The 13,303-nt window shown below is 64.8% G+C and carries 4 protein-coding genes; all 4 read left to right on the top strand.

The window, feature by feature from the left end; all coding sequences use genetic code 11:
- The first annotated feature begins 71 nt into the window (after positions 1 to 71).
- From drmD to drmB, 4 genes are read left to right on the top strand one after another with little or no spacing between them, the layout of a single operon-like run.
- Complete coding sequence (drmD, locus tag Bra3105_RS13480) at positions 72 to 3,335, top strand: DISARM system SNF2-like helicase DrmD (RefSeq protein WP_228359664.1); 3,264 nt, start codon at positions 72 to 74, stop codon at positions 3,333 to 3,335.
- Complete coding sequence (locus Bra3105_RS13475; RefSeq protein WP_228357232.1) at positions 3,335 to 7,465, top strand: Eco57I restriction-modification methylase domain-containing protein; 4,131 nt, start codon at positions 3,335 to 3,337, stop codon at positions 7,463 to 7,465. Before drmD ends, Bra3105_RS13475 begins: the two co-directional genes overlap by 1 nt.
- On the top strand, positions 7,462 to 11,268 hold the full coding sequence (drmA, locus tag Bra3105_RS13470) for a DISARM system helicase DrmA (RefSeq protein WP_228357231.1): 3,807 nt from the start codon (positions 7,462 to 7,464) through the stop codon (positions 11,266 to 11,268). Before Bra3105_RS13475 ends, drmA begins: the two co-directional genes overlap by 4 nt.
- Positions 11,261 to 13,300, top strand: a complete 2,040-nt coding sequence (gene drmB / locus Bra3105_RS13465) for a DUF1998 domain-containing protein (RefSeq protein WP_228357230.1) — start codon at positions 11,261 to 11,263, stop codon at positions 13,298 to 13,300. The genes drmA and drmB overlap by 8 nt, the downstream gene beginning before the upstream one ends.
- Positions 13,301 to 13,303 lie beyond the last annotated feature (3 nt).

Below are 13,303 nucleotides of genomic sequence, written 5' to 3'. Positions count from 1 at the left end.
CTGGTCAGATCGGCTGCAGTGTCTCGCCCTGTCGTCTCCGGACCCGGGAACACGACTCGAAGTTCTTGGATATGTTGTGCTACGTGACACAAGCTCTAGACGCACCCAGCTCTGATCGCAGCGACGCGGCCACCTCACTTCCCCCGGTCCCGAAGCCGGGCGAGGTCGTCCTGGTGCGGGGCTCGCTCTGGGCGGTGACCGACGTGCGAGAGCAGGGTCTTTCGCGGAGCCCGGCCGACGACAATCTTCAGCGCCTCGACCACATCGTCACCTTGCAATCGATCGCGGAGGATCGCCTCGGCGAGGAGGCCACGTTCGTCTGGGAGCTCGAACTGGGTCACAGCATCGCCCCGGACCAGGGGCTACCGGATCAGATCACGCCGAACGGCTTCGATGACCCGTCCACCTTGGCAGCCTTCGTCGACGCTCTGCGCTGGGGGGCCGTCACAAGTGCGGACCCCAAAGCCTTCCAGGCACCCTTCCGCTCCGGCGCGAACGTGGAGCCGTACCAGCTCGAACCGTTGCGACGCGCACTGGCACAGCCCCGCGCGAACCTTCTGCTCGCCGACGATGTAGGTCTCGGCAAGACCATCGAAGCCGGCCTCGTCATCCAAGAGCTCCTGCTGCGCCACCGCGCTCGCAGCGTCATGATCGTGTGCCCACCGAGCCTGTCCCTGAAGTGGCAGGAGGAGATGCTCGAGAAGTTCGGACTTGACTTCACGATCGTCGACTCAGAACTGATGGCGCAGGTACGGCGGCGGCACGGCCTGGACGCCAACCCGTTCAAGATCTTCCCGCGCGTCATCGTCAGCATGGCCTGGCTTCCGGGCGTGCGGGCCCAACGACTGCTGCGGGATGTCACCTCCGGACTCGAGCACCGGACCTCAGCCCGGCGCTACGCCTTCGATGTGCTCGTGGTCGATGAGGCCCACCACGTCGCACCCTCGAGTCCGTCTCGCAGCCGCTCGAGTGCGGACTATGCGGTCGATTCCCAACGGACCATCGCTGTACGGGAGCTTGCACGGCTGTGCGAACACAGGCTCTTCCTGTCCGCCACTCCGCACAATGGGCACAGCGAGTCCTTCACCGCCCTCATGGAGATGATCGATGATCGCCGCTTCCAGCGCGGCGCATCGGTCGATCCGACGGCTCTCCAGGAAGTCTCCGTCCGACGCCTGAAGAGCGACATCGTCGAGAAGGGATTCCAGCCCCGACGGCTCGGAACGATCCCGTTCACCCCGAGCGCCGACGAGGAGCAGGCCTTCGGCGAGCTCGACCGGATCCTCACCCAGAGCGCGGACCGGAACGGCCGGAAGCGCTCCGGAGACATCGTGTCCATGCTGCTGAAGAAGCGCTTCCTGTCCTCTCCATGGGCTTTCGCCCGAACCATGAGCCTGTACCAGGAGGCCAGCGCCGGAAACATGGGTTGGGACGAGGTGAGCGAGGCCGACGAGTACTACGCCGAGATCTTCGGATCCGACCAGAGCGACGAAGAGGAAGGGCTGCTCGAACAGCCCGAGTCCGAGGCACTGCGTCAATCGAAGTCCACGAACCCTCTCAGTGCTGCCACTCCCGCAGAGATAGCGCACCTGTGCGACTGGGGCAGCAGGTACCAGGCTCGCCCGGACACACGGCTCCGGGCGCTGATGGAGTGGCTCCGAGGCATCGTCCGCATCGGCACCCACTGGTCCAACGAGCGCGCAGTCATCTTCACCGAGTACGCCGATACCCTCGAGTGGATCCGCACCAACCTCGAGCAGCAGGGCTACGACCAGACGCGGCTCGGAGTCATCCAGGGATCCACCGATAAGGAGGAGCGCGAGCGGATCCGCGCCCGCTTCACGACGGACCCCACCAAGGAACCCATCCGGGTGCTGCTCGCCACCGACTCGGCCGGGGAAGGCATCGATCTTCAGGACTACTGCCATCGCCTGGTCAACTTCGACATCCCGTTCAACCCGTCCCGTCTCGAACAGAGGATCGGCCGCATCGACAGGTACGGTCAGAAGCACACACCCGAGATCTTCCAGCTCTCGCAGCGCGGGCAGCGTCCCTCAGAGCGTGAGGGCATCTACGGGGCGGACCTCGAGTTCCTGCAGCGCATCGGGGAGAAGGTCGCGACGGCAGCGGCAGATCTGGGATCGATGAACCTCGTGGTCGATGCGGAGATCCAGAACCACTTCGGCAGGACCGCCGTCGAGGCACCGAAGCCTGCACGGGACGACACCTCGGTGATCATCAACAAGGCGCTCGCCGGAAGCCGGGACGTCAATCGCAGCCTGACCGTGCTCGCCGAGAACTTCGAGGCGCGCCAGGAACAGCTGCATCTGACTCCCCGCAATGCTGAACGCGTGCTGCAGACGGCCCTGCGGCTGACTGCACAGCCTCCGCTGGAGCCCGACGGCGAGATCCTCTCGGATCTTCCCGAGGATGCACCCCTCGGTGACGCCGAGGCCTTTACGGTCCCGGACCTCGGAGGTGACTGGTCGGACGCGACGCGCTCGCTCGCCACCCTGCTCGAGCCCGACACCCGCCGCCCGATCACCTTCGACCCCGCGGCGGCTCGCGCAGTCCCGGACGGCGCACTCGTCCACGTCCATCTGGGACACCCCCTCTTGCAGAAGGCCGGGCGGACACTCCGCTCGGCTCTGTACGACCCCCGTCATGATCTGCACCGCGTCACCGCCGTCTCGCTCGGCGGCATCGAGCAGTCGGCTGTTGCCGCCGTGTGCCGGATCGTGCTGGTGGGCCGCGGAGGCGTGCGCCTGCACGAGGAGATGTTCATCGCCGGGATCAGCCTGCGCGGTCGGAAGATGGCGGCCGAGGGCGTCGAGCGTCTGCTCGACGTAGCCCTGGACGGCGACCCGGCCCTCGCCGACGAGGCGTTGCGCGCCCAGTGCGCACAGCTGTGGAACGACGGCAGCAGCATCCGTCAACGACTGCAAGAGCGCGTCGACTCCCTCGCACAGAAGCGCCGTGACGACGTCCGGCACGACCTCGAGACTCGCCGCGAAGAAGACCTGCGCCATGCGCGCGAGATCTACGCGGCCTTCCGGAGAGTTCTCGACGAGTCACAGGAACTGCTCCGGGAACGTCAACGACAGCAACGGGAAGACCAGGAGACGACGCTGTTCACGATGGACGACGCTTCCAGCCGGCAACTGCAGCGAGACATCGACCGAATGAGAGAGCGACTGGCAGGGCTCGATGCCGAGGAGAGCGCCGAACTCCGAAGCATTGAAGAGCGCTACAACGACCCGCGGCCGTTCGTCACGACCGCAGCCATCGTCTTCGCCGTGACCCCGCAGGACGCACAGAAGGGAGTGCTCGCCTGATGGCTGCTGCACGACGCCGCACCCGTACCCGCCACGATCACTGGCGATGGCTCGAGCTGGTGGACCGTGACGGGCCGTTCGTCGCGATCCCCGCGTTGAAGCAGGGATGGCCGCAGGGCATCGTCCCCGAGGAAGAACCTCGTGACGTCATCCGGGATGCGAAGCCGGCCTTCGATCGCGCCTGGGATGCCCTCCAGATCGCACGTGGCGATACGGATACAGCACTGACGGAGTTCCGTCCGGCACGTGACACATGGATCGACCAGGTTCTGCGCAGCGCGTTCCGGTGGGACGGGCAGCTTCTCCTCTGTGCCGATGACGGCACTGGGCATGCGATTGCCGAACAATGGCCGGACGCGCACTCCCCGGACCGACGCCATACGGTGCGGGCGACCGGACTGTTCGCGCGCGATGGAGAACGGTATGCGGCGCTTCTCGTCGTCGACCCCGTGACCTCACTGAGAGATCCTGGGACCGACGGATGGTCCGCGAGCCCTATCGACCGCATCGAATTGCTCCTCCGGACGAGCGGTGTGCCCATCGGCATTGTCACCGACGGTCGCTGGTGGGGAATCGTGAGCGCCCAGCCAGGCTTCATGGTCGCCAGCGGCATCGTCGACGCCCAGACCTGGATCGAGGAGCCCGAGGTCTTCACCGGCATCCGTGCTCTGCTCGACCCCGAATGCCTGGCGAGCCGAACGCCAGAGAGTCGCCTGGATGCCCTGTTCCGCGACTCCGTGGACGCAGCCGAAGAGATCACCGAGCAGCTCGGCGCACAGGTGCGCCAGGCCGTCGAACTGCTCGTCGCGGCGTTCTCCGATGCTTCGCTTCACGACGCGGGCGAGGAAGACGGCCCCGTTCTACCGGAAGACCCGGACCAGGTGTATCAGGCAGCCGTCACCACGATGATGCGCGTGGTGTTCCTCCTATTCGCGGAGGAGCGTGATCTCATGCCGACGTCAGCCCTGTACACCGAGGGCTACGCGATGACCGGCATGCTCGAGACGCTGGAGAAGCGGTCCACCGAGGAGGGCGGCCAGTCCCTCGATGCGACCAGTCGCACGTGGCACCGCCTCCTCGCTACGTCCCGCGCCCTGTACAGCGGCGTCTCGACCGAGGACATGCGCCTTCCCGCATACGGCGGTTCCCTCTTCGACCCGGACCGCTTCTGGTTCCTCACCGCCGTGGGGAGTAATGGGTTGAGGATCCAGGTGTCGGATCGCGTGATGCTCGAGGTTCTCCGTGCGCTCCAGCGCGCCGAGATCGGCGGCGAGAGACGCCCCATCTCCTTCCGAGACATCGATGTGGAACAGATCGGCTACATCTACGAGGGCCTGCTCGGCTACTCCGCAGTCATCGTGGAGACGACGACTCTGGGGCTCATCGGTGGCGCCCGGAGCACCGGCGCTGAACCGGAGATCCCGCTCGACCAGCTCGACGACTTCGCCGAGGAGGCTGATGGAGACGACGAGACGTTTGCTGCGGACATCGTCGACTGGGCGAAGAAGGACCAGCCCGGCTCGAAGCCACCCACGAAGAAGCAGCTCTTGAAAGCGCTCGCGGCTGGTGACCAACTCGCAGAGGCAGAAGCGCTGTTGCACGCCGCTACCCGGGATGCGGGGCTCCGCACGCGTCTGCGCCCGTACGTGGGGATCATTCGGCGCGATCTGCGCGGTCGCCTCCTCGTCATTGAGCAGGGTGGTCTCGTAGTGGTCGAGACGCCGTCGCGTGCCACCTCCGGTGCCCACTACACCCCGAAAGCCCTCGCGCAGGAAGTCGTGCAGCATGCCCTCGAGCCGCTCGTCTACTCGCCCGGCCCCTATCAGACTAGTGACCGGTCTTCGTGGGTTCCGTTGCGCTCGAACCAGATCCTCGAGCTGAAGATCGCAGATATCGCGTGCGGCTCGGGTGCGTTCCTCGTCTCTGCAGCCGAATACCTCGCAGATCGCCTCGTCGAGGCGTACCAGCGGGAGGGTGTCGCTCAAGGCGGGGCAATAGAGCAGCGTCGTAGTGCCCTCCGCGAGGTGGTCGCCACCTGTCTATATGGTGCCGACATCAACGCCATGGCCGTCGAAATGTGCAAGCTCTCCCTGTGGCTCGTCTCCCTCGACCCAACCAAGCCGTTCTCCTTCGTGGACGACAAAATCCTGTGCGGCAACTCGCTCCTGGGTATTACCGATGAGGCCAACCTGAGGGCGATCGACCTCGACCCATCCACGGCTCGTTCGCAGGCGGACGCACCGCAGATGTTCGCCACTTGGAACCCAGAGCGGTTCCTCGACCCTCTCGATGTGGACGGCATCCTGCGTGATGCGGCCGATCTTCGGCGACGACTTGCCTCGCCAGTCGATGACACCGACCCACAACGTGCGGCGAAGACGAAGCGCCGCCTGTGGGACGAGTACCAGGAGAAGGTGGAAACACTCCTCTGCGTAGCCGATGGGATAATCTCCACGGGCCTGCGCACAGGAGGCAAACCTGGCAAGCGCCGCGACGAGGCGTTCGAGGAACTCCGCGAAGCGGTCGACCGTGCGTTCGCGCAGGAGGGGCACCACGACGCCACCATGCTGGACGCCCTTGTAGAAGAGGGACTGACGCCCGAGGTCGAAACCGACTACGAGCGGTGGCAACCTCTGCACTGGGCAATCTCGGTTCCCGACGTAATCCGACACGGCGGGTTTGACGCAATCATCGGAAATCCACCATTTCTTGGCGGACGGAAGCTTTCGGGTGCAATGGGGAGCAATGTCAGGGATTGGCTGGTGGACGTCGTGGCTAACAGTCAACGCGGGTCAGCGGATCTCGTGGCTTACTTTTTCTTGCGCGCCATGGCTCTCCTTGGCCCGAACGGAACTCTTGGACTCATTGCAACTAACTCTGTAGCACAGGGAGACACCCGCGAAGTGGGCCTCGATCGAATGGAAGAGTCCGGGTTTACAATTACGCGAGCAATTCGGTCCCGACACTGGCCTTCGAAGAGCGCTAACCTCGAGTACGCTGCCGTATGGGGCACACGGGGCCAGGTTTCTCCCCACGTACCACGCGATGCTGATGGCAGTGCAGTTCCGAAGATCTCAACGCTTCTCGAGCCGGCGGGGAGAGCTGTGGGAGCGCCCATTCGGCTCTTCGAAAATCGTCACTTAGCTTTCATTGGTTGCTATGTGCTCGGCATGGGGTTCGTGGTCGAAAAGGACGAGGCTCGAGTGTGGACCGATGAAATGCCCAAGAACTCGGAGGTGCTCTTCCCATATCTCAATGGAGAGGATCTCAACTCGCGGCCCGCGGCAGATGCATCACGCTGGGTGATCGACTTCAACGACCTGACCGCCCAGGAGGCTGCAAAGTATTCGGCTCCGTTCGAACGACTGACGGAGCAAGTAAAGCCCGAACGGGCCTCGAAGGCGGAACCTGTATCCTCTGCTCCTTGGTGGATATTCTGGAATCGGCGCCCCGCTCTCCGAAAGGCGATCGACAGACTTGACGAAGTTCTGGCTATCGCTCTTGTCAGCAAGACCGTGATGCCCGCGCGGGTTTCAACAGGGCAGGTATTTAGTCACGCGCTCGGCGTCTTCGCAACCGCATCGTTTTCGGATCAGGCCCTACTGTCTTCGAGTCTCCATCAGTTGTGGGCAATACGTTTCGGATCCGGACTGCGCAATGATCCCAGATACACACCATCAGACGTCTTTGAGACTTTCCCTCGAGCGCACGGTACGGATGCGTTGGACAAAATCGGGCGCACGCTCGACGAGGAGCGCCGCGAGATCATGCTGCGCCGAGACCTCGGCCTTACCAAGCTCTACAACCTCGTGAACAATCCAGACGTGCACGACGAGGACGATCCGGACGTCGCACGCATGCGACAGATCCACGTGGATCTCGACAACACAGTCATGGAAGCCTACGGCTGGGACGACGTCGACCTGGGCCACGGATTCCACACCTACCGGCAGATGCAGCGATGGACCGTCAGCCCTGAGGCTCGCGTCGAGATCCTCGACCGACTTCTCGAGGAGAACCACCGGCGCGCGGCACAAGAGTCTCGAACGTCGGAGGGGTCCAATACCGTGCCTGCTGGCGCAGGGGACGACCTTGAGGACGTGGAAGCGGAAGGGACAGAGCAGCCATGAGCACTACCAACCAAGGACCTGACCGGCAGTCCCCGGAACATCTGCTCGAACTGAGCGAGGCTCCGGACGGGACCTCCTGGACAGATCGTGAGAACCTCACCGACCTGCTCCAGCGTGATTTGCTCGGCCCTGCCCACGGCGACAACGAGCTGCTCGACGCCCAGCCCGATGCCCTCTACTTGGTGGGTCGCATCGCCCCCGCGAAACTCGCTGACCCCGCCTCGACCAAGCCAGTGACCCAGGGCGTCGACGATGACGCCGACGAGGAGATCATTCCAGCCTTGGAAGCACGGCTGGGCCGCGGCGTGCCTGTCGGAACGGTGGACGAGGACACGGCTGGCAACGAGGACGAAGGTGCCGAGGACGTCCCCCTCCGTCGTGGGCTCATGATTCCGGCGTCCATGGGGCTGCGATTCCAGGTCCCCCTTGATCAGGCCGCAGTCACCGTTCACGCGGCTTGGGGCACGTATCGGCCCGAGACGGCACCGGAGGACCCGAACAGCCCGCCGAAGCCCGGAGAACCTCCGCGGCGGAAGTACCGCCGCAGCCAGCACGCACAGTCCCGGAGCATCGATCTCACAGCCCTCACACCGGGCAAAACCGCAGAGCTCCTTCTCGAGGAGCGCATCATGCTGCGCGTCGACGCCTTCGTCCAGAGCGCGATGAGGATCGTCGAAGTCTCGCTTTGCAACGACCGTGAGACCCCCCGCAAGATTCCCGTAGACGCCTGGCTCTATCAGACCCAACTCGACGTGGATGCAGGAGGCGAGGCAGTCTTCCTCCCTGTCCGCGACATCCTCGTCGAGGACACTCTCGTCGGGGATGAGGAGGAGGCCCGGCTCGAGCTGCAGTACCGTAACCGACTCGAATTCGCCATCGGTCGCACGTGCTCCGCGGACTGGACCGTCCAAGACGGCCAACGCCGCGCAACCCATGTGCGCACCACCTGGCTGCCGGTCTCCGAGACCCCGCAGACCCAGGCGCGCGACGTCAAGGGTGCGCAGCTGGACATGACGGTGCTCGAAGAGCTCTCTACACCGCAGGACGCTGTCCGATTGAAGGAAGCTTTGCTCCCGATCGTCGACGGCTACGAGGACTGGCTGTCAGCACAAGAGGCGGAGAGCGCGTCCCTTCCTCCTCACCTCCGGGAGACCGCAGAGACGGCCACATCCACCGCCCGGATCGCCGCCAGGCGCTTGCGGGAAGGCGTGGAGTTCCTGACCCAGGATGAGGAGGCCCTGAGGTGCTTCGCCTTCATGAACCATGTGATGGCGGAGCAGCGCCTGCAAAGCCAAGTGGTCGAACTGCGGTCCGCGGAAGCGGACCGGTCTCCACGGGATGCCAGGAAAGACGTCGAGGGCAGGGGACCGCGTGCTCACTCGTGGCGCGTGTTCCAGATCGCCTTCATCCTCTTGCAGATTCCCGAGCTCGTCCAGCCAGAGCACAAGCGCAGATCCGGGGACCTAGCCCAGGCCGAGCTGCTGTTCTTCCCCACCGGCGGCGGCAAGACTGAGGCTTATCTTGGGCTGGCGGCGTTCACGTTCGCGATCCGACGGCGCCAGGGTGTGCTCGACACGTCCGAGGGGCCGATCGATGGTCTGACCGGCGTCTCCGTCCTCATGCGCTACACCCTCCGCCTGCTCACCGCACAACAGTTCCAGCGCGCCACGGCGATGGTCTGCGCCGCAGAGCTGGAACGGCGCGACAAGCCAGAGATCTGGGGGACCGAGCCCTTCCGCATCGGACTTTGGGTCGGCACCGCTGTTTCCCCGAAGCGCTATGAAGAGGCGCGCGAGCAGCTCAACAACGCCGCTGAAGGCAAGAAGTACGGCTTTACGATCCTCCAGTTCGAACGCTGCCCGTGGTGCGGCACCGAGATCGGCTCCAAGAACGTCAAGGGGGACGACACGCTGCGCCGCGTCTACGTGCGCTGCGCGGATCGTACCGGCCAGTGCCCATTCTCCGTCGGTGGGATGGTCGACGAGGGACTGCCAGTCCTCACCGTCGACGAGGAGATCTACCGACTGGTGCCGGTCTTCGTCATCGCCACGGTGGACAAGTTCGCACGATTGGTCAGAGAGGGCGAGGCTTCCTCTCTGTTCGGGTACCCGCAGTACAGGTGTGATCGTCACGGCTTCGTCCATGATGATTCGACGTCGTGCACCATCTCCTCGAACAGCAAGCACCGGAAGGAGTTCACGGGGGCAGGCAAGGAGCGGCCTGCTGAGGGCAAGCGTCCGGCTCGGCGCCTACGCCCACCGGATCTGATCATCCAGGATGAGCTCCACCTGATCACCGGAGCGCTCGGCACCGTCGTCGGTGCGTTCGAGATCGCCATCGACGTCATGAGCACCTGGACCGATGAGCAAGGACGGCAGGTCCGTCCGCTCGTCGTCGCATCGTCGGCGACAGTGCGGCGGGCCGAGGTGCAGATCCGGAACCTCTATGGACGCCGTACGGCGATCTTCCCGCCCCAGGTCCTCGATGTAGCCGACACCTACTTCTCGAGCGAGCTGCCGGTCACGAGGGAGACACCCGGGCGACGGTACATCGGCGTCTCCACGACCGGCGTGCGCCTCACTGCGGCGGAGATCGCGGTCTCCACTGCGCTGCTCTCCTCCGGGCAGCTCCTGCTCGACAAGGCCATCGCCCCGGACGCTGGATCTCCAGTCAGCACGGACCCGTATCTGACGATGGTCGGCTACTTCAACGCCACACGAGAGCTCGCCGGCATGGCCCGATACGTGGCGGATGACATCCAGACGGCGTTGAAGAAGCGGCGGCCAGGGAAGTTCTTCCCCTTGCGCTGGGGAACAGCCGGAGCATTGAACGTCGCCGAGCTGACGTCTCGCGCAGGAAGCAGCGAGATCAACGCGACTCTGGACCAGATGGGAACGGAGTTCGACCACGGATTCGACACCTCCGCAGCATTCCGAGAACGGTCCCGCGACGCCCGCGAGGGACGGAAGCCGCAGCAGCGCGAAGGGGATCGGCCCATCGACGTCGTGCTCGCCACCTCGATGCTGCAGGTCGGCGTCGACGTGACGCGTCTGGGACTCATGCTCATGGTCGGACAGCCCAAGAACACTGCGGAATACATCCAAGCGACGTCCCGCGTCGGCCGCGACTCGTCGCGCCCTGGACTCGTGGTGACCCTCGGCAATTGGGCGCGGCCGCGGGACCTCGCCCACTTCGAGCAGTTCCGCCACTACCACGAGACGTTCTACTCCCAGGTGGAACCACTCTCGGTGACTCCCTTCTCCACGACCGCCCTCGACCGAACCCTGGCCGGTGTGCTCCTCGCGGCGGTGCGCGTGATGGACGCGCAGGTCGAGAACGGGCTCTCCCCCGAGGTGGGTGCAGACCGCATCCGCACTCGGGAAGACCGCGTTGAGGAACTCATCGAGCGACTCGTCGCGCGTGCCGACCTCGCCTCGACCTCGGATGCGCCGCACGATTCCGACGGCGCCGTCGACATCGGAGAGGAGGTGCGTTCCCGGCTCACGAATCAACTGGATAGGTGGCGCGCATACCGCAGCAATTCCGTCGCCTCGCAACGGCACCTCGTGTACGAGCGGACAGGGAAAAAGGGGGACAAGGTTCCTCTCATCCGTTCGCTCGAGGACATCGCCGTCTCGAGCGACATCGAGGGGTTGCCGTTCCCCGTGGCCAACTCGATGCGTGAGGTGCAGCCCGAGATCAACATCCTGGTCTCGCCGGTGAAGGAACGCCTGCTTTCCCCCGAGGTGGGAAACGCTCCGGCCTGGACAGCCAGCGCCGAGAAGGGGGAGAACGATGACTGACCTCGACGCGCAGGGCGAGAGCGGCCTGGACCCTCTGGGTGACGCCGAGCGCTGGAAGTCGAAGAACTACGCACGAGTCGGATCGGCACGCCCGTCATCACTCCTGTACAGCTACGGCCCTGGAGCGGCGATGGACCTCCCCCGCTTCACTGTCATGCCCAGTGGCTTCGACGACTGGAACCGCGTCTGGAAGGTCCGCGAAGGCGAACCGGAGACGATCCACGCGCCGAGGCTGCTGCGCGCCATCCAGAACTACTTCATGGGTGACTCGGTCCGTGAGCTGCGTCCGTTCCCCTGGGCGCCGAAGACCTCGTGGGGCGACACGTCGGGCAGTGACCTCGGTGTGCCGTGCCGCGTGTTCCCGCAGTGGATGCGCTGCACCGGCTGCGACAAGCTCGCCCCCATCGTGCACTTCACCTACAGGAACACCAATCCCTTCCGCCCGGACCTGGCGAGGTTCATGCACGAGGGGTGCCCCGGTCATGGGAACAGACGGAGTAGCCGAACGAGTCGCACCACACGTGCGGCCGACGTCGTGCCGGCACGTTACCTGCTGGCCTGCCCGAACGGGCACCTGGACGAGTTCCCCTACGAGTGGTGGGTTCACAAGGGCGGTCATTGCGCAGATGCGGAAACCCCCCTTCTCACAATGACGGAGCGGAACGTCGGCAAAGGCTCGACTGCAACGATCCACTGCCAGAGCTGCGGTGCCTCCCGTCCGATGAATGAAGCACAGGGCGAGACCGGCAGAACGAAGCTCCCCCGTTGCCGGGGACGACACCCGCATCTGGCGCGGTTCGACCCGAACGGCTGTGACGCTGAAGCTCGTCTCATGCTGCTCGGGGCCTCGAACCTGTGGTTCCCCGCGACGCAGTCGATCATCGTCATGCCCGGGGCGGAGGCCCCCACGCCTCGAAGCAATGGATTCCAGATCCTCGAGACGATCGGAGAGCGGAGATTCGCCGCGTACAAGGGGGACCTTGCGAAGATCCGTGAAGAACTCGAACTCTCCGACTCGGGCCTGGCCGATCTTTCGAACGATGCCCTCGAGGCCGCGATCGCAGCCGTCGATGCCGACGAAGAGGATCCCGATCAGCACCGGCAGGCGCTGGAGAGCTTCGATCCCATCAGCCTGCTCGAGCCCGAGTGGCACTACCTCGCCCGACCACTGGACAAGCCCCGCGTCCCTGACACGCAGAGCGGGCTGGTGCTCTCACGACCGGCGGGAGGCGTGGACGAGAGACTGAAGGAACTGGGGATCACGCAGGTCCACACCGTGGACAAGCTCCGCAAGGTGAATGCCCTCGTCGGGTTCACCCGGATCGACGACATGGAGCGAGCCGAGGGGCTAGAGCACCGTCTCGCCCCGCTGACGCGGTCTCGTAGACCATCTTGGACGGTCGCTACGGAGGACCGGGGCGAGGGCATGTTCATCCAGTTCGACGAGGAACAGATCAACAAATGGGAGCGCAAAATCTATGACAGCGATATTTTCAAGGCACATATCGCTGCGCATGAGCGCAACTACCTCGCCCGGCTCTCCGACACCGCCAAGGCCGAAGACCACCTGAAGCGCTTCGAGCCGCCCCGATACTGGTTGCTGCACACGCTCTCGCATATTCTGATCCGTGAGATGGCCATGGCCTCGGGCTACTCCGCGGCCAGCATCTCTGAACGGATCTATGCCTGGCCAGAGGAAGACGAGCGTCCACCCGCAGCTGGAATCCTCCTCATCACGACGGCCAGCGACAGCGATGGGACCCTCGGAGGGCTCGTACAACAGTCGACGCGGCGCGAACTCGGCCGGACGTTCAGCACTGCGCTTCGCAAGGCCCAGCGATGCTCCTCGGACCCGGTCTGTGCGCACCGCACCCCTCAAGATCCGGAGGACTTCCTACACGGCGCAGCCTGCCACACCTGTGCCATGGCCTCGGAGACGTCATGCGAGCGCGCCAACAGGTTCCTGGATCGCCGCTTCCTCGTCGACCTTCCCGGGTTCTCCGGGTACGGGTTCTTCGACCGCGATTGGTGATTG

The organism is Brachybacterium halotolerans subsp. kimchii (assembly GCF_020792675.1).
Lineage (GTDB): Bacteria > Actinomycetota > Actinomycetes > Actinomycetales > Dermabacteraceae > Brachybacterium > Brachybacterium halotolerans.
The sequence above is the reverse complement of the archived record's forward strand: the minus strand, read 5'-3'. Positions and strand labels throughout refer to the sequence as shown.

Bases quoted from the DNA above. Each gene is read 5' to 3' on its own strand.
- drmD (WP_228359664.1), top strand. From the start codon at position 72: ATGTTGTGCTACGTGACACAAGCTCTAGACGCACCCAGCTCTGATCGC.
- Bra3105_RS13475 (WP_228357232.1), top strand. From the start codon at position 3,335: ATGGCTGCTGCACGACGCCGCACCCGTACCCGCCACGATCACTGGCGA.
- drmA (WP_228357231.1), top strand. From the start codon at position 7,462: ATGAGCACTACCAACCAAGGACCTGACCGGCAGTCCCCGGAACATCTG.
- drmB (WP_228357230.1), top strand. From the start codon at position 11,261: ATGACTGACCTCGACGCGCAGGGCGAGAGCGGCCTGGACCCTCTGGGT.